Origin of the sequence: Nocardia nepalensis (assembly GCF_048910785.1) — a bacterium.
GTDB classification, from domain to species: domain Bacteria; phylum Actinomycetota; class Actinomycetes; order Mycobacteriales; family Mycobacteriaceae; genus Nocardia; species Nocardia nepalensis.
On the sequence record NZ_JBKBET010000031.1, the window covers coordinates 412161 to 436870 of the forward strand.

Annotated in this window: 21 protein-coding genes and 1 pseudogene; 10 read left to right on the forward strand and 12 right to left on the reverse strand. The window is 65.8% G+C overall.

The genetic code is table 11. From position 1 onward, the window contains the following. The first annotated feature begins 32 nt into the window (after positions 1 to 32). Positions 33 to 671, forward strand: coding sequence for an MspA family porin (locus ACHQ4I_RS26875; protein ID WP_420774625.1), 639 nt, complete (start codon positions 33 to 35; stop codon positions 669 to 671). A 5-nt stretch (positions 672 to 676) separates the two neighbouring features. Then, entirely contained in the window at positions 677 to 1015 is a 339-nt protein-coding gene (locus ACHQ4I_RS26880) for a hypothetical protein (RefSeq protein WP_420774626.1), read from the forward strand. Between the two features lie 95 nt (positions 1016 to 1110). On the opposite strand, the gene ACHQ4I_RS26885 is transcribed toward ACHQ4I_RS26880, so the two are convergent. From ACHQ4I_RS26885 to ACHQ4I_RS26895, 3 genes are all read right to left on the reverse strand, one after another. Beyond that, entirely contained in the window at positions 1111 to 1530 is a 420-nt protein-coding gene (locus tag ACHQ4I_RS26885; RefSeq protein ID WP_420774627.1) for a nitroreductase family deazaflavin-dependent oxidoreductase, read from the reverse strand. A gap of 154 nt (positions 1531 to 1684) precedes the next feature. Next, complete coding sequence (locus tag ACHQ4I_RS26890; RefSeq protein ID WP_420774628.1) at positions 1685 to 3985, reverse strand: molybdopterin-dependent oxidoreductase; 2301 nt, start codon at positions 3983 to 3985, stop codon at positions 1685 to 1687. Between the two features lie 180 nt (positions 3986 to 4165). Continuing rightward, complete coding sequence (locus tag ACHQ4I_RS26895) at positions 4166 to 4495, reverse strand: rhodanese-like domain-containing protein (protein WP_420774629.1); 330 nt, start codon at positions 4493 to 4495, stop codon at positions 4166 to 4168. A 90-nt stretch (positions 4496 to 4585) separates the two neighbouring features. Between ACHQ4I_RS26895 and ACHQ4I_RS26900 the strand changes: the two genes are divergently transcribed. From ACHQ4I_RS26900 to ACHQ4I_RS26910, 3 genes and pseudogenes are all read left to right on the forward strand, one after another. Then, positions 4586 to 5065 carry a MarR family winged helix-turn-helix transcriptional regulator gene (locus ACHQ4I_RS26900; protein WP_420774630.1) on the forward strand — a complete coding sequence of 160 codons (480 nt, stop codon included), beginning with the start codon at positions 4586 to 4588 and terminating at the stop codon, positions 5063 to 5065. A 229-nt stretch (positions 5066 to 5294) separates the two neighbouring features. Beyond that, positions 5295 to 7747: pseudogene (locus ACHQ4I_RS26905) on the forward strand (MMPL family transporter). Continuing rightward, entirely contained in the window at positions 7699 to 8535 is an 837-nt protein-coding gene (locus tag ACHQ4I_RS26910; protein WP_420774631.1) for a class I SAM-dependent methyltransferase, read from the forward strand. Before ACHQ4I_RS26905 ends, ACHQ4I_RS26910 begins: the two are co-directional and overlap by 49 nt. Here the strand turns inward: ACHQ4I_RS26910 and ACHQ4I_RS26915 are convergent. Next, complete coding sequence (locus ACHQ4I_RS26915) at positions 8502 to 9212, reverse strand: SDR family NAD(P)-dependent oxidoreductase (RefSeq protein ID WP_420774632.1); 711 nt, start codon at positions 9210 to 9212, stop codon at positions 8502 to 8504. The two genes, ACHQ4I_RS26910 and ACHQ4I_RS26915, sit on opposite strands and share 34 nt — an antisense overlap. Positions 9213 to 9648: 436 nt before the next feature. Between ACHQ4I_RS26915 and ACHQ4I_RS26920 the strand changes: the two genes are divergently transcribed. Then, positions 9649 to 10968 carry a glycoside hydrolase family 1 protein gene (locus ACHQ4I_RS26920; protein ID WP_420774633.1) on the forward strand — a complete coding sequence of 440 codons (1320 nt, stop codon included), beginning with the start codon at positions 9649 to 9651 and terminating at the stop codon, positions 10966 to 10968. Positions 10969 to 11150: 182 nt separating this feature from the next. Here ACHQ4I_RS26920 and ACHQ4I_RS26925 read toward each other — a convergent pair whose 3' ends face one another. The 7 genes from ACHQ4I_RS26925 to ACHQ4I_RS26955 form a co-directional block, all read right to left on the reverse strand. Next, positions 11151 to 12179 carry an amidohydrolase family protein gene (locus tag ACHQ4I_RS26925; RefSeq protein WP_420774957.1) on the reverse strand — a complete coding sequence of 343 codons (1029 nt, stop codon included), beginning with the start codon at positions 12177 to 12179 and terminating at the stop codon, positions 11151 to 11153. Positions 12180 to 12357: 178 nt separating this feature from the next. Beyond that, on the reverse strand, positions 12358 to 13290 hold the full coding sequence (locus ACHQ4I_RS26930; protein WP_420774634.1) for a TauD/TfdA dioxygenase family protein: 933 nt from the start codon (positions 13288 to 13290) through the stop codon (positions 12358 to 12360). A gap of 109 nt (positions 13291 to 13399) precedes the next feature. After that, positions 13400 to 14746 carry an LLM class flavin-dependent oxidoreductase gene (locus ACHQ4I_RS26935; RefSeq protein ID WP_420774635.1) on the reverse strand — a complete coding sequence of 449 codons (1347 nt, stop codon included), beginning with the start codon at positions 14744 to 14746 and terminating at the stop codon, positions 13400 to 13402. Between the two features lie 8 nt (positions 14747 to 14754). Next, positions 14755 to 15630: an ABC transporter permease gene (locus ACHQ4I_RS26940; RefSeq protein ID WP_420774636.1), complete on the reverse strand. Its 876-nt coding sequence runs from the start codon at positions 15628 to 15630 to the stop codon at positions 14755 to 14757. Further along, positions 15623 to 16462 (reverse strand): ABC transporter ATP-binding protein, encoded by an 840-nt coding sequence (locus tag ACHQ4I_RS26945; protein WP_420774637.1) that lies wholly within the window; start codon positions 16460 to 16462, stop codon positions 15623 to 15625. Before ACHQ4I_RS26945 ends, ACHQ4I_RS26940 begins: the two co-directional genes overlap by 8 nt. Beyond that, positions 16459 to 17541, reverse strand: coding sequence for an ABC transporter substrate-binding protein (locus ACHQ4I_RS26950; protein ID WP_420774638.1), 1083 nt, complete (start codon positions 17539 to 17541; stop codon positions 16459 to 16461). The genes ACHQ4I_RS26945 and ACHQ4I_RS26950 overlap by 4 nt, the downstream gene beginning before the upstream one ends. Positions 17542 to 17844: 303 nt before the next feature. Next, complete coding sequence (locus ACHQ4I_RS26955; RefSeq protein WP_420774639.1) at positions 17845 to 18615, reverse strand: IclR family transcriptional regulator; 771 nt, start codon at positions 18613 to 18615, stop codon at positions 17845 to 17847. 251 nt (positions 18616 to 18866) lie between these two features. On the opposite strand from ACHQ4I_RS26955, the gene ACHQ4I_RS26960 reads away from it, so the two are divergent. Beyond that, positions 18867 to 20441 carry an FAD-binding protein gene (locus ACHQ4I_RS26960; RefSeq protein WP_420774640.1) on the forward strand — a complete coding sequence of 525 codons (1575 nt, stop codon included), beginning with the start codon at positions 18867 to 18869 and terminating at the stop codon, positions 20439 to 20441. After that, positions 20438 to 20776 carry a 4Fe-4S dicluster domain-containing protein gene (locus ACHQ4I_RS26965; RefSeq protein WP_420774641.1) on the forward strand — a complete coding sequence of 113 codons (339 nt, stop codon included), beginning with the start codon at positions 20438 to 20440 and terminating at the stop codon, positions 20774 to 20776. The genes ACHQ4I_RS26960 and ACHQ4I_RS26965 overlap by 4 nt, the downstream gene beginning before the upstream one ends. 74 nt (positions 20777 to 20850) lie before the next feature. Here ACHQ4I_RS26965 and ACHQ4I_RS26970 read toward each other — a convergent pair whose 3' ends face one another. Next, complete coding sequence (locus ACHQ4I_RS26970; RefSeq protein ID WP_420774642.1) at positions 20851 to 21549, reverse strand: TetR/AcrR family transcriptional regulator; 699 nt, start codon at positions 21547 to 21549, stop codon at positions 20851 to 20853. Between the two features lie 138 nt (positions 21550 to 21687). On the opposite strand from ACHQ4I_RS26970, the gene ACHQ4I_RS26975 reads away from it, so the two are divergent. Continuing rightward, positions 21688 to 22617: an NAD-dependent epimerase/dehydratase family protein gene (locus ACHQ4I_RS26975; RefSeq protein WP_420774643.1), complete on the forward strand. Its 930-nt coding sequence runs from the start codon at positions 21688 to 21690 to the stop codon at positions 22615 to 22617. A gap of 74 nt (positions 22618 to 22691) precedes the next feature. Then, a complete protein-coding gene (locus ACHQ4I_RS26980) occupies positions 22692 to 24419 on the forward strand; it encodes a GMC oxidoreductase (protein WP_420774644.1) in 1728 nt (575 codons plus the stop codon). Positions 24420 to 24710: the final 291 nt, after the last annotated feature.

Consider the following 24710-nt stretch of genomic DNA (forward strand, 5'->3'; position numbering starts at 1 on the left):
TCGACTGCAACGTGAATGAGGAGATCGACAATATGAATAGCTCGACCGCCGTCCCGCTATGCCTGCTGGCCGCGGGTGTGCTGAGTATCGTTCCGGCACAATCGGCTTCGGCGGACGCGCTGCCGGATCAGTCCCGAACGGTCACCACCGAGGACGGTTGGCAGCTGACGGTCACGAAATCCGCTGAGAACCTCGATCGAGTGCCCAATCTCGCGGACACCGCCTTCACCCGGGAAGGGTTCGTCAGCGTGCGCGCGGTCGCCGATATCACCGGTGCGGGCAGTGCGTCGGTGAATTCCGGCACGCTCACGCTGGGCTACCAAATCGGTTGCCAGATCGATGTTTCCAACGGCATCTCGGTCGGACTGGCGGCCTCGGTCGGACCGAACGTCAATGTGATGGTCGCGCCGACGCCGGGACTGAGCGTCGGGGTCGGCGCCGCGGCATTGCCCAGCGTGTCCACCACCTTCAAACCGGGCACCATCACCACCATCCCATTCGGCACCAAAGCCCTCGCCGGACCGCACGGTTCGATCACCACCGACCAGGTGCAGATCAAAATCGATGCCTGTGCGGGACCGGTCAGTCTGCGCTCATATGTAATCGCCACCATCTCCACCGACACCGCGGACAATTCGGTCGCGGTGTACGGCGACCCGATCTGGTTGTGATCGCCATGTCCGCCGACACCATCGCATCGCGCACGCGACAAGGCGCCGGTGCGCTGCTGGTCGCGACCGCCGCGATCCTGGCCACCAGCGCGACCGCGACCAGCACCGCCAGCCACGCGGCGCCAATCGTGCCCGCCACCACCTGCGACAACTCCGCCGATCCCGATTGCACCGAGCCGGACAAGACGCCGAGCCGGGTCATCGTGGCCCCACCAGTGGGCCCGCCGATGCTGACACCGGCCGCGCCGCCCCCGCCCGCCAAGCCGAATTCACCCGCCGCGGCCCTGACCCCACCCGCGCCGGCCCCGAATCACGGGGCACCGATTGTGCCCGCCGTGCAGTAACCGCCGACGTGCAGCGACGCCCGACATACGGTGAGTCGCCGCCTTGCGACCGCAGATGAGCAGCGACCGCAGATGAGCGACCGACAACCGGTACTTCAGCTGCGGCGCAGCTCGAAAATGCGGAAGGCCCGCCAGCCGGACAGCTCGTACTCCATCTCATAGCCCGGCCAGAACTCGACGGCGAGATCCCACGCGCGTTTCCGATCCACCCCCGTCACCTCGCTGACGGTAACCTCGAACGCCTCGCCCTTGAGCCGAGCGGTCGCGGTGCTCGCGGCCCGCAGGTTGGCCGACCACACCGGATGCTTCGGACTGCCCCAATTGGAGCCGACGATAAGGAAGTCGTCACCGCGCGGGACATACAGCAGCGACGTGGTACGCGGAATTCCGGTCTTGCGTCCCGCGACGGTGATCTCGATCGACGGCAAACCCGCCAGATCGAGCACCCCGCGCCGCCCACGGCTGACCCGCCGAACCAACCGCTCCAGCCGCAGCACGGCCGGCGCCATGCGCATGACCCAACGTTTCTGCGCGATCCGGCGAGCTAGCGCGGGCAGCGGATTCGACACCATAATCGAAAATCCTGACAGAAATCGCGTAGCGCAGAGCCGCCGGGACCCCGTGGTGAGACCAGCCTCACCCGCAGGGTTGCCCAGTGTGTGCTCTGAGTCACGTAAACCGTTGGGCTCCCGTCGGAATCGTGGCCGGTGGCTGGTCGACGGCCAACTCGGGCAGCGGACCGTGGTAGGGCTCGATCTCGACCAACGCCAGTTGCCCGGAGCAACCCTGACTCAGACTGGACGCCGGCCGGTCCGCGGTCAGCACGTTCGGGTTGCCGTGTCGGCAGAACGTGGGATCGGCCGGATCCGGGTCGTACCAGGCCCCGGTGGACAACTGCGCGACCTGCGGGCGGACCGCGGCATCGACGACCAGACCGGCCAGACAGCTCCCCCGGTCGTTGAAGATCCGCACGATATCCCCATCCCGCAGACCTCGCGCCGCGGCATCCTCGGGATGCAGCCGCACCGGTTCACGTCCGGCGATCTTCACCGACCGGCTGTGCGCGCCGACATCGAGTTGGCTGTGCAGTTTGGTCCGCGGCTGATTCGCGACGAGCTGCAGCGGGAACCGCGCCGCCCTCGCACCACCGAGCCATTCCTCGGGCTCGAGCCAGACCGGATGTCCGGGGCAATCGGCGTATCCGAAACCGTCGATCGTCGCCGAGAAGATCTCGATCCTGCCGCTGGGCGTGGTCAGCGCGAAGCGCTCCGGATCCGCGCGGAAATCGGCCAGCAGCACCTGCTGCGGATCGGGCACCGCAAGCGCGAGCGACTCGCTGTCCCAGAACTCATCGAAATCCGGCACCGCCGGATCGTTGATCCCGGCGCGCCATTCCTCGTACAGGTGCCGCAACCATTCGTCAACGGTGCGTCCCTCGGTGAATTCCTTACCGACGCCGATACGTTCGGCCAACTCACTGAAGATCGCGTAATCGTCGCGGGACGCACCGTGTGGTCGGGTCAGTGCCTTCATCGGAAAGAATTCGCGATCGTTCTGCCCGGCTCCGTAGTCATCGCGTTCGATGCTCATGGTCGCCGGTAGCACGAAGTCGGCGTGCCGCGCGGTGGCGGTCCAGAACGCATCGTGCACGACCACGGTCTCCGGACGTGCGAACGCCGTGTGCAGCCGGGCCAGATTCTGGTGGTGGTGAAAGGGATTCCCGCCGCACCAGTACACCAACTTGATGTCCGGATACACCGACCGCGTGCCGTTGTAATCGAAGCTCTGCCCCGGATTCAGCAGCATATCGGCGATTCTGGCGACCGGGATGAAGGATGCCACACCGTTGCTGCCCTGCCGAAGCCGCGGCACCGAATGCCCGCGCGCCGGCTCGCCGACATGGGCGCTCGACCCGTAGCCGTGCCCGAATCCGCCACCGGGCAGCCCGATCTGGCCCAGCATCGCCGCCAGCACCACCCCGAGCCACAGTGGCTGAACCCCGTGCTCGGCGCGCTGTAGCGACCAGCTGACATTGATCATCGTGCGCGCCGCGGCCATCTCGCGCGCCAGCGACGCGATTCGCTCGGCCGCCACCCCGGTGATCGACGCCGCCCACGCGGGATCCTTGACGACGCCATCGGTCTCGCCGCGCACATAGCCGATGAACCGCTCGTATCCGACCGTGTACCGGTCCAGAAACTCCTTGTCCGCCAATCCATCCGCATCCAGCACCTGCGCGAGCGCCAACATCAGCGCCGTATCGCTACCCGGCCGCGGCGCGATCCACTCGGCCTCGGCCTCGGCCGGAATGTCATCGCGCAGTGGGCTGACCGAGATGAATCGGCAGCCGCGCGCCCGCGCCGCGCCGATCCAGTTCTTCGTGTTGTGCCGCGAAACACCCCCCGGCGATACCGCGGAATTCTTCGGCGACAACCCCCCGAAGGCCACCACCAACTCCGCATGTTCGACGAGCACGCTCTTCGCGGTCGCGTGCCCCTCGAACAGCCCCACCGAGCCGATCACATGCGGCAACAACACCTCTGAGGTTCCCAGGCTGTAGCTGTGCACACTCCGGACATAACCGCCGAGACAGTTCAGAAACCGATGCACCTGACTCTGCGCGTGATGAAACCGCCCCGCACTCGCCCACCCGTACGACCCGCCGTATACCGACTCCGCGCCGTGCTCGCGATACACCCGGCTCAACTCACCGGACAACAACTCGAACGCGGTCTCCCACGACACCGGCACGAACGGCTCATCGCCCCGACCCACTGCCCCGGGCCCCCGCTCCAACCACCCTTGCCGCACATATGGTTGATCGATCCGCGTCGGATGATGCTGCGCCGACGCGACATTCTCGATCAACGCCATCGGCTCCGGATCCCCGCGCCACGGCCGCACCGAGGTCAACCGCTCGCCATCGCTTTCCGCTTCGAACACTCCCCAGTGCGTGAGATGCGTGGTCATCAACCCACGGTAGCCCGCCCCACCGACAGGTTCACGTCCTTATCAACGCCAGCCGATCGCTGTCGAGGCGTCAGATCGAGGACATGCCTGGCGTTTTCGTAGACGCGATAGTCGGCATGCGGCAACAACGCCGACAGCAGTGCGCGGTCGGGCGGTGCACCGCCCGACCGCGATCCCGACTCAGGATTCGGATTCGATCGGCAGGCCCGCCTCGGTCCAATCCTGGATGCCCGCGCGGTAGGCGCGGACGTTGGTGTAGCCGAGCGCGCGCAGTTTCACGGCGACGATCTCGCTGTTCTGGCAGGCGTTATTGGAGCAGTAGGTCACGATTGGCGCGTGCTGGTCCGGAAGCAGCTGGGCGGCACGGGATTCCACGTCCGCTTCGACCAGGGTGAGCGCACCCGGCAGATGCGCCTTCTCGTAGTAACCCGCTCCGAGGGTGTCGAGGACCGTGACCGAACCGGCCTCGATCGCGGCGGCCAGCTCGGCACGGGCGATGACTGTGGTCATGAGATTTCCTTCCTGACGACGCACAATTTTTATGTGCGTGCGCACGCTATTATATGCGTGCGGGTGCACGCAAGTGGTTAGAATCGGTCCGTGACGCAATCGGAGAAGCATCGCCAGGCCGCGAGCAGCGCATGGTCGGCACTGCTGCGGGTGCACGCGAACCTGGTACCTCGATTGGATGCCGAGCTGCGCCGCGGCTTCGGACTCCCACTCGCCTGGTACGACGTACTCCTCGAACTCGACGGCGTCGAACCGCTGCGCATGACCGACCTCGGCGAACGCGTCGTGCTCAGCCGCACCCGAGTCAGCAGGCTCGTCACCGAGATGGCGGCCGCGGGACTGGTTGTGCGCGAAGCCAATCCGGACGACGGCCGATCCGCATTCGTCGCCATCACCGACGCGGGCCGCGAACGCCTACACGCGGCGGCGCCCAGTTACCTTGCGAGCGTCCAAGATTCCTTCGCGGACAAGCTCGACGCCGACGAACTGCACGCCCTCGCCGCGACTCTCGGCAAGATTCTGGGTCCGACCGAACTCACGATCGCGCCACGGCGACAGCGCAGTTCATAGGCCGCAACGCCGCACGCCCTGCAATCGAATCACCTTGACAGTCAATGCAGTCCAGGTCACATCCACGCCCAATCGGACATCATTTCTGAAACAATGCCATTCCACACCGGCCTGCACCTTTGATTACAGGCACATCGAGCGTGCACCCCCGGAAAGGATGCAGCCCCTTGGCGATCGGCGCGGCAGAGCAAGCAGCACAACGTTTTTCCCTGCGGCAAGGAGCGCGCTGATGTTCACGCGGTGGGGGGATCTCGTATACCGGCTGCGCTTCGCCGTCATCGGGATCGTGGTGGGCGCGCTGCTCACGCTCGGCGGATACGGCTTCGGCCTGGACGACCATCTCAGCTCCGGCGGTATGGACGATCCGACCTCGGAATCCGCACAGGCGGCACGCCTCGCCGACGCCGCCTTCGGACGCAATCACGACTTCGACATCGTCGTGCTCTACACCGCGCCGGACGGCAAGACGGTCGACGACCCGGAATTCAGCCAGCCGATCATCGACAATCTGAACAGCCTGCCGCACAAGTATCCCGGCGAGATCACCGGAATCAACGCCTCCTATTGGCGCGTCGAGAATGCCAAGATCAGCGGTGCGAAGGCGGCCACCGAGGACAAGAAGCACGCGGTGGCCGCCATCGCCATCGCGGGCGATAACGACACCGACTCCGTGCGCAACTTCCGCAAGGTCAAGGACGCCATCGCCATTCCGGGTATCGACGTGCAGGTCAGCGGGCTACAAGCCGTGGCGGGCACGCTCAACGACACCATGGCCGACGATGTCCACCGAATGGAAGTCCTCGCCATCCCCGCCGTCGCGGTGCTGCTGTTCTTCATCTTCGGCGGCCTCGTCGCCGCCGCGCTGCCGCTCATGGTCGGCGGGCTCACCGTGATCGGCGCATCGGGCATCATCATGTTCCTGACGCGCTTCACCGAGGTGAATTCCTTTGTCTCCTCGGTGCTCTCGATGATCGGATTGGGCCTGGCGATCGACTACGGGCTGTTCATCGTGAGCCGATTCCGCGAGGAGCTGGGCGCGGGCTACGACACTCGCGTCGCGGTGCGCCGCACCGTCATGACCGCGGGCCGAACCGTCGTGTTCTCCGCGACCATGATCATCGCGAGCCTCGGCGGCATGCTGCTGTTCCCCCAGGGCTTCCTCAAATCCATGGCCTACGGCGCCATCGCGACCGTCCTGCTTGCCGCGTTCACCGCCATCACCATCCTGCCCGCCAGCCTGGCCATCCTCGGTCCGCGCGTGGATATGCTGGGTTTCCAGCGATTTCGAAGACTCAGGACCGCCGAACAGGTCGAGGACGGTCTCTGGGGCAAGACCACCCGCTGGGTGATGCGCCGACCGCTCACCGTCGCGATTCCGCTGGTCATCGGATTGTTCCTGTTGATCATCCCGGTCAAGAACCTCATCTTCGGCGGCTTCAGCGAGCGATATCTACCACCGGACAACCCGACTCGCATCGCACAGGAACAGATCGACACCTTCTTCCCGCAGCGCCGATCCGACCCCATCGAACTGGTCTTCGTCGCCGATGCCAGCGGCCCCGTCGGCGATGCCTGGCGCGCCGCCGCACACGCACCCGGCCTGGCCAGCCGGTTCGACATGCCCTCCAAATCCTTGACCCAGGAAAACGTCTACCGCACCAAGGCAACGTTGGTGAACCCCAACGAGGCAGGCGAGACCATCGAATACCTGCGCTCGATGGAACTACCCGAGGGCGTCACCATGCTCGTCGGCGGAATACCGGCAATGCAGAAGGACAGCATCGACGCGCTGCTCTACCGGATACCGGTAATGATCGTGCTCGTGCTGCTGGTGACGACGCTGCTGATGTTCCTCACCTTCGGCTCGCTGGTGCTACCGATCAAGGCCGCCCTGATGAGCGCGCTGGGCCTCGGCTCGACTCTGGGCATTCTGACCTGGATCTTCGTCGACGGACACGCCGCCGGACTGCTCGACTTCACCCCGCAGCCGATCCAGTCCAACGTGCTCGTGCTGATCATCGCGATCATCTACGGCCTCTCCACCGACTACGAGGTCTTCCTGCTCTCCCGCATGGTCGAGGCCCGCGCCAAGGGCGCGAGCACCACCGATGCGGTCCACACCGGCACCGCGCACACCGGACGCATCATCACCGCCGCCGCACTGATCCTGCTCGTCGTGACCGGGGCATTCGCATTCTCCGATCTGGTGATGATGCAGTACATCGCCTACGGCATGATCGCCGCGCTGTTCATCGACGCGACGGTGCTGCGCATGCTGCTCGTGCCCGCCGTCATGAAGTTGCTGGGCGACGATTGTTGGTGGGCACCGGCGTGGATGAAGCGACTTCAGGAGAAAATCGGACTCGGCGAACCTATTCTGGACGATGAACGCCCGGGCACCGAGGACATGCGCGACCAGGTCGAGGCCACACCGATCAGCGATCCGGTCACTCCGAAGCTCCCCGTCGTCACCGCTGGACGGTCGGAGGGTTCCTAGCGGAACCGACGGCTCCGCGAAAGGGACGCCACGCGCCGCCTCGGGAGGTACGCTCTGCGCCGGAAAGCCCGCGGACCCGATCGCCCGACCTGGCGACCTGGTCAACCACCGGCCATTGGACCGAAGGACGACCGCGATGTGCAGCTACCGCCTCGATGCCGAATACGCCGATCCGACACCGCTGAGGGTGCGCATCGACACGCACGAGCGCTACTCCGAACGGCCCGACGATCCGGGCGCGGACGTGCTCGCCGCGCTAGCGCTCACCGGAACCGAACATCTCGCCGATATCGGCTGCGGCGACGCGCGCTTCCTCGCCCACCTGGCCACCAGCGGTCATCAGGGTCCGCTGGTCGGAATCGACACCTCACCCGCCATGGTGGCGGCGGCGAACGCCGTGCCCGGGGTGCGCGGTGTATTCGGCAGCGCCGACCGGATCCCCTTCGACGACAACAGCTTCGATGCGCTCACGGCGCGGCACATGCTCTACCACATGGCCGATCCGGTCGCCGCGCTCACCGAATTCCGGCGCACGACCAAGCCCGGCGGAACGGTCGCCGTGGTCGTCAATCACCCCGGAACCTATCCGTGCACCACCGAACTCGTGGCCGCGCACGCCGCGACGTACGGCGTCGGCGTGGCCGATGCGGTCACCACGACCGTCGACTCCGACACTTTGCCGCAAATGATGTCCGAGGTCTTCGGCGACGTGCGGATCCGACGATCCGATAATGCGCTCGTCTTCGATACCCCGGATCCGCTGGTGCGCTTCGCCGAGGCGCTGTTCACGTTCTACGGCGTCACGCCGAATCACCCACGGCGGCAGGCGATTCTGCGCGATCTGCGCGAGGACGTCGAAGATTGGTTCACCCATCATCCCGGGCGGACCTGGCGCGATCCCAAGGGCTACATCGTCGCGACGGCCATGGTCGATGCGGACTACCAGGGCAGCGCGCCTTCGGCATCGAAGTAGCCGCCGGTGGGTCCGTCGGGCCCGATCTGCGCCATGCGCACGATGATCTCGGCACCCTCCTCGACCGTCTGGGTGCCCGAATTCCCATTGAGATCGGTCTTCGTGAAGCCGGGCTCCACGGCATTGATCCGGATATTCGGGAACGCCTTCGCGTACTGAACGGTGAGCATGTTCACCACGGTCTTCGACGCCGCATATGCGACCCCCGGGTAGGCGTAGGCCGGTGTGCCCGGAGTCGCGACCCTGGTCAGTGAGGCCAGACCGCTGCTGACATTGACCACTACCGGCGCGGCGGACCGCTGCAGCAGCGGCAGAAAGGCGTGCAGGACGCGCACCGTGCCGAAGACGTTCGTGTCGAATGTTCTCCGCATCAGATCCGCGGTCACGTCCGCGGCGCCGATCACATTGTTCCTGTCGGTCATCTCTTCCTGGATACCGGCGTTATTGACCAGCACATCCAGACCGCCGTCGGCCTCGATGGCCGCTACCGCGGCCGCCACGGACGCGTCGTCGGTGATATCGAGTTGGACTGCCCGCGCACCCAACTCCTCGGCGGCCCGGTGACCGCGTTCGGCGTCCCGGCTGCCGAGGTACACGGTGTGACCCGCCGCAACGAGTTGGCGGGCGGTCTCGAAGCCGAGCCCTTTGTTCGCTCCAGTGATCAGAGTTGCTGTCATGGCTCCACGCTAGGTTTTAGAGCGCGCTCGAAGTCAAGGCCGCCCCTTCCCGTCTGGGCTGGGTTTGGTCGCTGGGACTCTGCGTTGTGTTCGAAAGGTGAGTTGCGGTGTTTTGCTTGAAGAAGATTGCATGCGTAGATGCGCATATCTACTTAACATCATGTTTGTGTAAGAGCTTGCCAGTCCCGACTCCTCACATCGACGCGGATCTATTGGCTCTGCCGCGCCTCTCCTCAGATAGTCGATCCTCGTTTTTGCTCCCACTCCCCCATCACGCTGGAGAACCCCGGCAATACCTACTCCCCCAACCCATTCCGCGTGTACGCCCGCGCCAAAGTCGACCGACCAGTTACCCTCTTCGCGTGGTCCCGCCCCGACCCGGCACGCGCGCCGGAGGTCCACGAGCGCCCGTCACCCTTCAGGAAGCAGGAGTTCGATGCGATCACCGAGTCACCGCCGGGTCTTGGCCATCCTGGCGGCCACTATTGCCGTCATTTCCGGCGGCATCGCGCCCGCGTCGGCGCAGCCCGCGCCGCCCGCACAGGTGCCGCCGCTGGGCTCGGACTTCCTCTGGGGCGTCGCCGCATCGGGATATCAGTCGGAAGGTTATGCGCCGGACAGCAATTGGTCGCGGTATGTGGCCGAGGGTAAGACGGACAATCCGTATCTGGAGTCGGTCGACTTCTTCCACCGCTACCGATCCGATATCGACCTGGCCGCGAAGCTCGGCGTCAAGGTCTACCGCATCGGCATCGAGTGGGCGCGTGTGCAGCCGCGACCGGGCGAGTGGGATGAGACCGGACTTCGCTTCTACGACAATGTGATCGCCGCGATCACGGCCGCCGGAATGCGGCCGATGCTCACCATCGACCACTGGGTCTACCCGGGTTGGGAGGTCGATCGCGGCGGCTGGTCGAATCCGAATATCGTCGAGGACTGGCTCGCCAACGCTCGCGTCGTCGTCGATCGGTACGCCTCGAACAACCCGCTGTGGGTCACGTTCAACGAACCCGCCGCCTACATCATGAACGAGTCCACCCACGGCGGCCTCTCCCCCGTCGCCATCCCGGCGATGCAGGACCGAATCGCCCAGGCGCACAATGCCATCTACGACTACATCCACGCCGTACAGCCCGGCGCGATGGTTACCAGCAACGTCGCCTACATTCCCGCGGGCGAAGATGTGGTCAACGGGTCGCTCATCGATAGGATCGCCGCGAAGCTCGACTACATCGGCATCGACTACTACTACGGCGCCTCCCCCGGCACCGTCACCCAGATGAGCTTCAGCGAACTCTGGAAGAACCCACTCGAACCCGAGGGCATCTACTACGCCCTGCAACACTATTCACGCAAATTCCCGGGCCGCCCGCTCTACATCGTCGAAAACGGTATGCCCACCGAGAACGGCGCACCGCGTAGCGATGGCTACACCCGCGCCGACGACCTGCGCGACACCGTCTACTGGCTGCAGCGCGCCAAGGCCGACGGCATGAACCTCATCGGCTACAACTACTGGAGCCTCACCGATAACTACGAATGGGGCTCCTACACACCGCGTTTCGGCCTTTACACGGTCGATGTCCTGACCGACCCCACCCTCACTCGCAGGCCTACCGACGCCGTCCCCGCCTACACCGATATCACGCGCGACGGCGGCGTCACCCCCGGCTACCGCCCCACCCGCGACCCCAAACCCTGCTCCTTCGTCGACGCCGCCGCCAGCTGCGCCGACCCGGTCACCGTGCCCCGCTAGCCGGATTGCATGCGACGAGATTCCCGGGCCGGGTGCCGAATTTCCGGCGACTCGGCCTCGCGAATGATGGCCGAGGCCAGCCGGGCGTATCGCATGGCGAGTTCTTCCGGAGTCAGCGGGCGGTCGTCGACCAACCACCATATTCGCGAGCTAGAGCGAGATCAGCTACTGCGCGCACGTCGTCAGCGCTTGCTCGCGGCTCGCGCTACGAGTCGGAAGGCCCGCTGGCGCACGCTGCTTCGCACTCTGTCGCGTATCGGCGCTTGCGGCGGTGGCGGCGCCGTGCCGAAGCGCGGGAACAGGGCGGTCGCGTTCGAGCGTTCGATGGCGCGGCGGGCGGATTCGTCGAGGTGGTACTCGTCGAGTCCGGCGTTGAAGTACAGCACCGCGGGGTCGGGGGCGAAGGGCCAGTCGCTGCCGTAGAGGACGTGGCCCGGTTCGGCGAATGACAGCAATGTCGGGAGGGCGGCCGCGCTGGCCGATAGCGCGGTGTCGAAGTAGAAGCCGGCGAAGTCGTCGAGCACGTCGACGAGGCTGGCTCCCGTCTGGGTGAGAATGCCGAGGGCCATCCGGTGGGCCGCGTAGGGGACGAATCCGCCGCCGTGACTGAGAATGAAACGAATGTTGGGGTATTTGCGGCGAATACCGTTGCGCACCAACAGATAGGCGGCGCGAGTGGTGTCGAGGAGGAAATCGGCGGCGAAGGGCGGCACACCGGGCACCGGGTCCGAGGGCAGATCGCCGGGGTGCACGAAGACCACGGCCGACCGGTCGTCGAGGACGCCGAACAGTTCGTCCTGCCCCTCGGCCCCGAGGTAGGTGCCGCGGGCGTTGGCGAGTAGCACGACGCCGTCGGCGTGCAGGACATCGAGGGCTCGTTCCGCTTCGGTCGCGGCGGCGGCGACGTCGGGCATCGGTAGCGTGGCGAAGAATCCGAACCGATCGGGTTGATCGGCGACCAATTCCGCCGAGTAGTCGTTGAGCTCGTGTGCGAGTTTCAGTGCCGCTGTCGGATCGGTCAGGAATGTCGTGCCCGGGGTCGAAACCGAGAGAACCGCGGACGCGATGCCAGCTGTCGTCATCAGCCGCACGGCTGATTCGACGCTCCATTCGGGAATATCGCGTCCACCTGCCGCGGCGATGCCATGGCTGCGCAACGCTTCCCGGTAGGGCGGTGGGACCAAATGCTGGTGCACGTCGATGCGGTCGATCGACAAGACGATTCCTTCCTTTGCGGCCCGATATGTGACGGTATCATCAGTTTAGCTCGAGATCGTCAGGAAGTGATAAAATCGTCACAAACTTGCCGGAAGTCTGGGCCATATCGGGCATCGACCGCACCCGCGACGATTGGTCGGCTCCCGGGAATGCCGGGAGCCGACCCTCGAATCACGCCCCGGTGAACTGCTCGCCGGAGATCGAGCGGGACTGCTCGCCGTCGACGCCAACGGGGATATCACCCTCGAGTGTGGTGCGGTACAGCACACGGGTCACATCGAGGTGGTTGAGGTCGCCCGGGGCCAGATGTGCGGTAGCACGGTTGTCCCAGAACGCCAGACTGCCCTTCTCCCAACGGAATCGGACGGTATAGGCCGGATTCGACAGCTCGTCGAACAGCAGCTGCAGCACGGCATCGCTCTGAGCGGGGCTCAGGCCGACGATGTGGGTGGTGAAGCCGGGGTTGACGAAGAGCACCTTCTCGCCGGTCACGGGATGCACTCGGACCACGGGATGTTCGGTCACCAACGGGGCGCTGGCGACCTTCTTGGCATAATCGCTGTCCTCGTTCCATGCGGGCCTGCTGCCGCCGAACCGGTGCACGGCCCGCAGCCCTTCGACGAACTTCTTCAGCGATTCGGGCAGGTTCTCGTACGCCGCGACGAGATTGGTCCAACTGGTGTCCCCGCCGCGCGCCGGTGCGATCTCGGCCCGCAGCAGGGAGGCGGCGGGCGGGTTGATCAGCGCGGAGACATCGGTGTGCCAGTGGTTGGTGTAGGTGAATTTCTTGACGCCGAAACGCTTTTCGTAGAGACGGCTGTCGACCGCGAGGATTTCCGGGAACTCGGTCGGCGCGTCGTCGTCGTAGGGATGCGATGGCGTCACGGCGCCGAAGCGCCGGGAGAAGGCGATGTGCTCGGCGTGACCGATGTGCTGGTCGCGGAAGAACAGCACCTTGTATTCGTGCAGGGCCGCGGTGATGTCGGCGACCTCCTGATCGGTGAGCTCGGCCCGTAGGTCGACGCCCGCGATCTCGGCGCCGATATGTCCGGCGACGGGCGTGATCTGGAGGGTGGTGGTGGGGTTTTCGCTGACGGTTGTCATGGTCGTGCTTCTTTCGGCGATCGGTCGGGGTGGTCGGCGCGGCAGGGGCGACAACCGCTGCTGCCCAAGCGCATGAAGTCGACGGCGCGCCGCCTGGTCAGACGGATATTCATGCGCCGACTTCGGTCCGCACCCGCGCGAACTGGCTTTCCACCGGCGCCAGCCCGTAGTGCCCGCGCAGGGTCGTCGCGGTGTAGTCCGTGCGGAACAGGCCGCGTTCCTGCAGGATCGGCACCACCCGGTCCACAAAATCCTCGAGCCCGCCGGGCAGATACGGCGGCATGATGTTGAATCCGTCGGCGGCATCGTTTTCGAACCACGACTGCAGTTCGTCGGCGATATCGGTGGGTGTGCCCGCGAGGGTCCGATGCCCGCGTCCACCGCCGAGCTTGCCGATGAGCTGGCGCACCGTGAGGTTCTCGCGTTCGGCCAGATCCTTCACCAAGGTGAATCTGCTCTTCCCGCCCTCGATATCGCTTTCCTGCGGCAGCGGCGGCAGTGGTGCGTCGAGTGCGTGTTCGGTGAGATCGACGCCCAGCAGCGAAGACAGTTGCCGCAGTGCGTAATCCGGCGAGATGAGGTCGGTGAATTCCTGTTCGAGCGCCAGCGCCTCTTCACGTGTGTCGGCGATGAAGGGCACCAGCCCTGGCAGCACCTTCAGATCGTCGGGCGAGCGACCGTACTTCAGCAGCCGCGCCTTCAGATCCCGGTAGAACGCCTGTCCTTCCTCCAGTGATCGTTGCGCGGTGAATACCGCCTCGGCGTAGCGCGCGGCGAAATCCTTACCGCTCTCCGACGATCCGGCCTGCACCAGCAGTGGTCGCCCCTGCGGACTGCGCGGTGAATTCAGCGGACCGCGGACCCGGAAGCGCTCGCTGGCGTAGTCGATGGTGTGCACCTTGTCCGGGTCGGCGAACACGCCGTCGTCCGGATCGAGCACGATCGCCGAGGACTCCCAGCTGTCCCACAACCGCACGGTGACATCCACGAACTCCTGTGCCCGTTCGTAGCGCCGGGCATGCTCCGGAATGGCGTCGAAGCCGAAGTTGAACGCCTCCTGTTCATTGGCCGAGGTGACGATGTTCCATCCGGCCCGTCCGCTGCTGATGTGATCGAGCGAGGCGAATTTGCGCGCGAGGTTGAACGGCTCGTTGTAGGTGGTCGACGCGGTCGCGATCAGCCCGACACGTTCGGTCGCGGCGGCGATCGCCGCGAGCAACGTGACCGGCTCGAAGACGGCCAGGGTATTGCGCTCGAGCCGCGGTCCGACCGCTAACCCGTCGGCGAAGAACACCGAATCGAGTTTGCCGCGTTCGGCGATCTGCCCGAGTTCCTGGAAGTGCCGCACATCCAGCACCCGGCGTTCCTCGGTCCGGGGATGCCGCCAGGCCGCCTCGTGATGGCCGACCCCCATGAGGAAAGCATTGAGATGGAATTGCTTGCGAGATAATGACATCGGAGTCCTTAACGGGAGGGCTCGGTGCGCCACCGGGACAGGCGGCGTTCGAGGGCGACGAGTAGGCCGTTGAAGGCCAAGCCCAGCAGCGAGATGGCCACGATGCCCGCATACATATCGGGGATCTGGAAGTTCTGCTGGGCCGCGTTGATCAGGTAGCCGAGTCCGGCTCGCGCGCCGATCATCTCGGCGGCGATGAGCACCAGGATCGAGGAGGCGGCCGCCATCCGCACACCGGTGAATATCGATGGCACAGCGGCGGGCAGGATCACCTTCTGGAACAGTCGAATCGGCGAGAAGCCGAGCGAGACAGCCGATTTGATCAGCAGCGGGTCTACCGTGCGGACACCGGTGATGGTGTTCAACAGGATCGGGAAGAAGCTCGCGTAGACCACCAGCGCGATCTTGGAGGTCTCACCGATCCCGAGAATCAGGATGAAAACCGGCAGCAGCGCCAATGCCGCGGTGTTGCGGAACAATTCGAGGATCGGATTGAGGAACTCCGCCACCGGCTTGTACCAGGCGATGGCGACACCGACCGGAATGGCCACCACGAGCGCGAGCGAGTATCCCGTCGCCGATCGGGTCAGGCTGGTCGAGACGTGCTCCCACATCTCGCCGCTCTGCACCAGGTCGACAAAGGCTTGGGCGACCGTCGAGAACGGCGGCAGGAACACCTCGTCCACCAGCCCGAGACGCGGGGCCGCCTCCCACGCGCCGACCAGCAGACCAATGGCGAAGGTAGGCTTGAAGATTCGCCAGGCCAGCAGCGCGAGCGCGCGCAACACTTGCGGCACGCCGACCTGCGGCGGTGTGACGGACTCGGCCCGGCTCCGCACCAGGACCGGTCGAGGCTTCTCTACGACTTGCACTGCGCTAGACATGAACCGGCTTCCTCTCGATGCTCGCGGCCGACAGCGACTCCCGTTCGAGTCCCTGCGCCCGGGTAACCTCGCTCTGCAACTGCGACCAGATCTGGTGCCGGGCTTCCCGGAAGTGTTCGCTCGAACGCACATCCGCACCGGAATCCCGATCGATCTCGATATCGATCACGGCCTTGACTCGTCCCGGTCTGGACGTCAGCACGGCAACCCGCTGGCCGAGGTACACGGCCTCGTCGATGCCGTGGGTGATGAACAGAATCGTCTTGCCGGTCGCCCGCCAGATCCGTAGCAGCTCGTCCTGCAACGACTCCCGGGTCTGGGCATCGAGCGCGGCGAACGGCTCGTCCATCAGCAGCACCTCGGGATCGAAGGCGAGGCTGCGCGCAATGGCGACGCGCTGTTTCATCCCGCCGGACAGCTCATGCGGATAGCGATCGCCGAAACCATCCAGCCCGACCAGCTCCAGGTACTCGGCCGCGATTCTCCGGCGCTCCCGACGCCGGATACCCTTCGCCTCCAAACCGAATTCGATATTGGCCCGTGCGGTGCGCCAAGGCAGCAGCGCGTACTGCTGGAAGACAATGCCGCGATCCAGGCCAGGACCGCTGATCGGCTTGCCGTCCAGCAGGATCCGCCCGGCGCTCGGCTTGCTGAGCCCGCCGAGCAGATCCAGCAGCGTCGACTTTCCGGAACCGCTCGGGCCGACCAGCACGAGAAATTCGCCGTCACGCAGTTCCAGCGAAATATCCTCGATCGCGGTGAACTCCTGGTTCGAGCCTCGGACCGGGAACTGTTTGCGCACTCCGGTGAGTGCGAGTTTCACCTGACTCATTTCGCGACCGCCTCTCCGGTCGGACCGGAGGTCGGCCCGTAGGTGCCATTGGCGTACGGGTTGTCCTTGTTGGTGAACAGATCCTTGGCCGACAGCTTTCCGGAAGGCACATCACCATTGCGGACCAGCCAGTCGATCCAGATCTGCAGTTCCTTCTCCGCGATCACCGCACCGGGCACCGGAATGCCCGGGCTCCGCCAGAATTTCAGCAGATCGGTGTTCTCATTGTGCCCGCGCTTGTTGATGATCGAGGCGAAGCGCGCCACCACCTCATCGCGCGGTGTCACCTGCAGCCAGCGCGTCGCCCGCGCGGTCCCCTGGACGAAGTCCTTGACGGCCTCCGGATTCTGAGCGATGTAGTCCTTGCGGAAAACATAAGTGCCATAGTCGAATTGACCGAACAAGGCCTTGTCGGTGTAGAGCGCGTGGATACCGCCGCGCCCGACCGCGCTCTCCCGGAAGACCCCGCCGAGTGCGGCGACATCGATCTGGCCCTTGCGCAGCGCGTCCTCGGTATTGGCCGGCGGCACCACGATCAGCTCGACCTGTTTGATCTCCTGATCTGTCAGCCCCTGCTGGTGCAGCCATTCCCGAGTGATGAATTCATGGTGTGCACCAAGGGTATTGATGCCCACCTTCTTACCTATCAGATCCCGCGGCGAGTTGATGCCCGAATCGTCGCGGACGAAGTAGCCGGTGAACGATTGCTCATCGGCCCCATAGGAGCTGAGCACCGACGTCACCGCCGCACCGCCCGCGACCAGCTTGACGACCGCGCCGTTGAACGCGCTGCCGAACTCGATCTGGCGGGTCGCGGCGGCCTGGATATTCGCCGGGCCGCTGGTGGTGTCGCCTTCCCAGTGCAGCGCGATCTTGCTGAAGTAGCCGAGATCGTCCGCCAGTTCGAAGGCCGAGACCTGGCCGGTCGATCCCTGGTAGCGCAGTACGGCCTTGCCGTCGGCAGTGGTACCCGGCTCGGATCTGCCGCAACCGGTGAGCACCGCGACTGCGGCGGGAATGGTGAGTGCGGCGGCCAGCGCACGGACGATCCGCGGACTGGTCTTGTGGGACAGCGTCATGGCAGTTCTTTCACGGAATGCGCACTGCCGCAGCGGAATCGAACATGCCGAAGCGGCAGGTAAAGCGCGGAGGTTTACCTGTTCATCTAATGCGGCGACCGCCTGCGGTGACCGCGGATTCAGGCGCGACAGACTCCATGTGGCAGGCGCATGAGATCCACCGTGCGACGGCGGATCAGCGCAATGGATTCGACCATGTCAACGACCTTCATGGGATTCGGATAGAAGCGGCGACCCCGCGGCTTTGTGTCCATAGTGGAGTCGACCGCCACGGACGACAATGCCGATTTCACATTGTGAAAATCACCGTGAGTACAACTCCACCGGCGCATCGGTGACGGCGGCGGTGGATTGGAACAGTGGCCCGATCCGGCCCGCGATCTGCCGCATGGCGGGCACAATGCCACGCACCAGCTCCTCGTTCAACCGCGCCGAGCGGGCCTGCACGCCGAGCGCACCCCACACCTGCTTATCCGGGCCGAGGATCGGCACCGCCACCGAGCGGACCGGATCCTCGCGCTCGATGATCTCCACGGCAAAACCGCTGCGCCGCACGCGATCCAGATCCGTCGTCGGCAGCGACGCGGGCCTTCGATCGAATCCGTCGCCGACCGGCGCGAAGGCGAGCAGGGCCCGGCCGACGGCGCTGGACCGCAGCGGCTGGCGGGCCTGTGGCAACTGGTTGGGGCAGAAGTACACCGGCGGACGCGCCTGGAAGACGGTGACCGCATCGCAGTCGTCGGCGATGCTCAGGCTCACGGTTATCTTGATGCCCGCGGCCAGCGCATATAGGTGCGGTGCGGCCGCGTCGATGCCCAACCGCGATAGCGCGGGCCGGGCCAGCGAGGCGAGCCCCTGTCCGATGCGATAGCGATCGGTCGCCGGATCCTGCTCCAGCAACCGGCCCCGCACCAGCGCTCGGGCCAGCCGATAGGTGGTGCTGACCGGCAGGCCCGCGCGGTGCGCCAATTCGCTCACCGACAGTTCCGGATCATCGCCCTCGAAGCAGTTCAGCACGTGGATCGCACGGTCGACCGCTTGGGCACCCGAACGGGGTTGATCGGCGGCAGTCATTGTTCCTCCTGATATTTCTACCGATCGGGATTTCGCCAGAACTATCGCCGGGCGTTGCGGGTGCGGCAATGGTTCTGCGCCCGCTGCGCGGATTTCTCGCGTACCAATGCCCGCACCGTCAAAATCGCGCTGATCCGAAGGGTTTTGCGATGCCGGCGGCGTTCGTACATTCGAATTCCCTGCGCTGACCCCGCATTCCGCTGACGATTGCCCATTCTCGGTGGCAATCCCGACGCCTCAGGAGCAGACGCATGAGTGAACTCTGGCAGACCGACGCCGATGTATTGGTGATCGGCGGCGGTCCGGCCGCCGCATGGGCGGCCATCCACGCGCGGGAAGCCGGGGCCGAGGTGACTCTGGTCGACAAGGGCTACTGCGGAACCAGCGGCGCCACAGCGCCTTCCGGTACCGGCGTCTGGTACGTCGCCCCGGAGGCGACCGCCCGCGCGAACGCGAAGGCGAGTCGAGAGACGCTCGGCGGCCATCTGGCCGACCACTACTGGATGGATCGGGTCCTCGATCAGACCTACACGAATATGAATCGGCTCGCGGTGGAGGGCAAGTACCCATTCCCGATCGACCCCGCGACCGGCGAACAGGTGCGTACCGGGGTGCAGGGGCCGGAGTACATGCGCCGGATGCGTGCGTGGATCAAGCGGCTCGGTGTCCGGATCCTCGATCACGCACCGGCTCTCGAACTGCTGGTCGACGATGCGGGCACGGTTCGTGGCGCGGCCGGATACCAGCGTCGACTCGACCGCGACTACCGTATTTCGGCAGGTGCGGTGGTGCTGGCCAGTGGCGGTTGCGCGTTCCTGTCACGAGCGCTGGGCACCAATGTCGACACCGGCGACGGTGCGCTGATGGCCGCCGAGGTGGGGGCGCGCTTCTCCGGCATGGAATTCTCCAACGCCTACGCGATCGTGCCGAAGGGTTCGACCATCACGAAAACCGCGTACTACGGTTACGCGACGTTCTTCCACGAGGACGGGCGGGTGCTCGAGGGCGCGGGGTCGACGAAGGGACGATCGGTGATCGCCCGAACCCTGTTGTCGGAGAAGGTGTTCGCACAACTGGACCGAGCCGACGCGGCGGTACAGGCGCAGATGCGACTCGGGCAGCCCAACTTCTTCTTGCAGTTCGATCGGCGCGGGATCAACCCGTTCACCGACCGTTTCGAGGTCGACCTACTCGCCGAGGGCACGGTGCGCGGCACCGGCGGCATCGATGTCGTGGACGACGACTGCGCGACCACGGTGCCCGGTCTCTTCGCGGCGGGTGACGCGGCGACCAGGGAGCGGATCTGCGGCGGTTTCACCGGTGGTGGCAGCCACAATTCGGCGTGGGCGATGTCGTCGGGGAGTTGGGCGGGCGCGGGCGCGGCACGGTTCGCGCTGGGTTCGACGCGGCCCGACGACGCGGCCTTGCGCGGCGCGGGGCGTGTCGGATTGCGGCCGACGGGCTCCCCCACGCTCTCGGCCGCCGAGGTCGTCGATGCGGCGCAGCAGGAGCTGATTCCGTTCGAGAAGAACTACCTACGCCACGGTGATCGACTCCGGCCCGCGCTCGACGAACTCGACACCCTCTGGGAGCGTGCGGGTTCGGAGCTCGGCGGCCGCACCGGTGACGAGCGCATCCGGGCCCGCCAGGCCGCCGCCATCACCGCGGTCGGCAGGCTCATGTACGAATCGACATTGACGCGCACCGAGACTCGCGGCATGAGTAAGCGTGCCGACCATCCCGACCTGGATCCGGCCCAGCACCACCACATCCTGTCCGGCGGCCTCGACACCGTGTGGACCGCGACGGCCGCGGTGGCGTCATGATCGAACGCGTACTCGCCGACGCCTGCATCGGCTGCGATAAATGCGTCGACGCCTGCCCCACCAACGTCTTCGATCGCACCGAGTCCGGAATACCGGTCATCGCAAGACAATCCGATTGCCAGACCTGCTTCATGTGCGAGGCCTACTGCCCCACCGATGCACTGTACGTCGATCCCGAATCGACCCCCTTACCCCCGGGCAGCCCCATCGCCGAGGATCACATCGGCCGCTACCGCGAAAAGCTCGGCTGGGGCAAGGGCCGCACCGCGGGCGCCTTGGTCGCCATCGGACCCCGCCTCCCCCACGGCGCACCCCCACCCCGCCTCACCACCTGACCGCATTCCGGCACCCGCAACGAACGCGACCGCCTGGTGGGTATGCCCGGCGCGGGTGCGAGCGGCCAGGTTGGTCAGCCGTGATAGCCCAGTTGGTCGAGTAGGCCATCGAGTTGGGTTTCGAACAACTCGGCGCGGTCGGCGAAGGTGTCGGTGCCGTACTGGTCGAAGACGTCGAATGTCACGGCACCGAAGAGGCCGACCCACATCGTGATACCCCGGGCGATGAGCCAGTCGGGGATGTCGTGGGCGAAGACGGCTCTGATATCGGCGAAATTGCTGGTGAGCGCGGAGGATATCGGGCGCTCTCTCGCCGGAGCGGTGAGCAGGCCTGCTTGGTAGGCGCGGGCGAAGAGGGTCTGCATCGTGGCGATTACCCGGGTGCCGGGAACGGTGGTCTGTTCGGCCGGGGCGTCGTAGCCGGGGACCGGTGTGCCGAATAACAGGCCGTAGCGGGCGGGTTCGGCCAGCGCCCAGGCGCGGACGGTGCGGCCGACGATGCGCAGGCCCTCGATCGGATCATCGGGGGCATCGGCCAATGCCGCGTCGACCGCGTCACCTAGCGCGTTGTAGCCGTCGATCACGAGCAGGGTCAGCAGTTCGTCGCGGCTGCGCACGTAGCGATAGACCGCTGAGGAGACGACACCGAGATCGCGGGCGACGGCGCGTAGCGAGAGTGCGGCCGCGCCGTCGGTGGCCAGATGTTCGCGCCCGATCCGGACGATATCGTTCATGGTTTGGGCCCTGGCACGGGCGCGTGGTGTCGTCGCCATATTCATCACCTTGCGCGCTTGCGAGAGCGATGTCAACTAATGCGAGCACCGCTCTTGACTTTGCCGTCCGTCGATTGCATGCTTGTTCACAATAGAGAGCACCGCTCACCAAAGTAGACTCACGCCAGAGGATGCACCATGTCGGAATTGCACATCATCACCGGAGCCGGGCCCGCCGGAACCACCATCGCCGAGCAGCTGGCGGCAGCGGGCAAGCAGGTGCGGGTGCTCACTCGCTCCGGCAGCGGTCCCGACCATCCGCTGGTCGAGCGGCGCAAGGTCAATGTGACAGTGCCCGAACAGCTTTCCGGCGAATTCGACGGCGCGACGGCCGTCTACCACTGCCTGGGCGGCTCGGAGTACACCGCGAAGGTCTGGCAGGCCGAGCTGCCGCCGGCCGAGCGGGTCGTGCTGGACGAGGCCGAAAAGGCCGACACGGTAGTGGTTTTCGCGGAGAACCTGTACTCCTACGGCAAGGTCGACGGGCCGATTACCGAAAACCTGCCCCGCAACGCCGATTTCGGCAAACCAGCCGTCCGGACCCAGCTGCTGCGCACCCGCGAGGCGCACGCCGCCGCGACGGTGAGCGTCGCGGCCGCCGACTTCCTCGGCCCGTATGTGCGCAATTCGGTGGCCGGAGAGCAACTGTTCCTCCCGATCCTCACCGGCAAGCGCGTGCAGACATTCGGCAAGCTCGATCTCCCGCACTCCTACACGTACATGCCCGACCTCGCCGCCGCCATGATCCGCGCGGCCGCCGACGAATCGGTCTGGAACTCCGTCCTGCACGCGCCCACCGCGCCACCGATCACCCAGCGCCAACTCATCGACGCCATCGCGGCGCAGGCGGGCGTCGAATCGCCCAAGGTCTTCGCGGCACCGGCCGCGATGCTGCGCCTGCTCGGCATGACCAGCGAACTGATGCGGGAACTCGCCGAGATGAGTTACCAGGTCACCCGCCCGTTCGTGCTCGACTCCGCCGTTAGTGAGCAGCGCCTCGGACTGCACCCGACACCCATCGACCAAGCCGTCGCGGCGACCGTCGCCTGGTGGAAAACCCAGCTCTGAGCCCTCGGGCGAGGCTTAGCTACTCGGTAGTAGTGTTACCGGTGTCACCGGCGACACAGATCGAGGAGCACCACATGGACCAGCGGGAGACGGATTTCGACGTACTCGTCGTAGGTTCAGGATTCGGCGGCAGCGTCACCGCGCTGCGGCTGATCGAGAAGGGCTACCGGGTCGGGGTGCTCGAGGCGGGGCGGCGATACGCCGACGACGAGCTCCCCGAAACCAGCTGGGACCTGCGCAAATTCCTCTGGGCGCCCAAGCTCGGCTGCTACGGCATCCAGCGCATCCACCCACTGCGCAATGTGCTGATCCTCGGCGGTGCGGGCGTCGGCGGCGGTTCGCTCAACTACGCGAATACGCTCTACGTGCCGCCGGAGCCGTTCTTCCAGGACCAGCAGTGGCGCGATATCACCGACTGGCGCGCGGAACTCACCCCGTACTACGAGCGCGCGAAGACGATGCTCGGCGTGGTGCGGAATCCGCATCTGACACCGGCGGACGAGGTGTTCAAGAAGGTCGCCGATGATATGGGCTGCGGCGATACCTTCGTGCAGACCCCCGTCGGCGTCTTCTTCGGCGAACCGGGAAAGACCGTGGCGGACCCGTACTTCGGCGGCGTCGGCCCCGATCGCACCGGCTGTCTCGAATGCGGTGAATGCATGACCGGCTGCCGCCACGGCGCGAAGAACACCCTGGTCAAGAACTACCTGTACCTGGCGGAAAAGGCTGGCGCACAGGTGATTCCGATGACCACGGTGACCTCGATCCGCCCGCTGCCCGATGGCACCTGGGATGTCTCGACCGAGCGCACCGGGGCGTGGTTCCGCAAGCACCCGCAGACCTACACCGCAGGCCAGGTCGTACTCGCCGCGGGCACCCTCGGCACCCAGAAGTTGTTGCACGCCATGCGCGATAAGGGCGTGCTCCCCGAATTGTCCGACCGGCTGGGCGAACTCACCCGCACCAACTCCGAATCCATTGTGGGCGCGGCGACCCGCAAGGTGAACCCGGACGTCGACTTCACCCGCGGCGTCGCGATCACCTCATCGATCCACCCGACCCACGACACCCATATCGAGCCGGTCCGATACGGCAAGGGTTCGAATGCCATGGGCCTGCTGCAGACCTTGATGGTCGACGGCGGCGGCCGGATGCCGCGCTGGCTGCGCTTCCTCGGCCAGGTGGTGCGAAACCCGTTCACACTCATCAGTTTCCTGAGCGTCAAGAACTGGAGTGAGCGCACCATCATCTCGCTGGTAATGCAGCACCTCGACAACTCGATCACCACCTACACCAAGCGAACCGTATTCGGCCGCAAGCTCACCAGCAAACAGGGGCACGGCGAACCGAACCCGACCTGGATTCCGGCGGGCAACGAGGTGACCCGCAAGGTCGCCGAGGAGATCGGCGGCGTGGCGGGCGGCAGCTGGGGCGAAGTCTTCAATATCCCCCTCACCGCCCACTTCCTCGGCGGCGCACCCATCGGCGCGGACCGCGACTCCGGCGTAATCGACGCCTACCACCGAGTTTTCGGGTACCCGACCCTCAGCGTGGTCGACGGCGCCGCCGTCTCCGCGAACCTCGGCGTGAATCCGTCACTGACCATCACCGCCCAAGCCGAACGCTGCGCCGCCTACTGGCCCAACAAGGGCGAGGAGGATCTGCGCCCCCCGCAAGGCGTCGCCTATGAACGGATTCAGCCGATCGCCCCCAATAGCCCGGTCGTCCCTGCTGGAGCCCCTGCGGCGCTGATCCTGCCGATCGTCGAGATCCGCACCGACGCCAAACCTGCCGCCAGCTGACCGCGGAGGTTTGATCCGACACCGATCCGCTCACACATTGCCGGATCGGTCGCCGACCGAGCCCTCCGTCTTCGAGGCGGGCACCCCGCGTGCAGGATGCCCGCCTCGAGGACAGCGGTAGCGATCGGCCCGCCTGACTCGGAAGTTCGCGCGCGCGAATTCGCGCACCGCGCACGTTTTCGTGTGCGATTTCGGGCGCGTCGGGACAAAACGGGCGCGGCGTACGTCCATCAGGGCACGGTCTCGAGCTATTTCCACGCAATCGCCCGGTTGGCCGGGCGGCCACGCTTC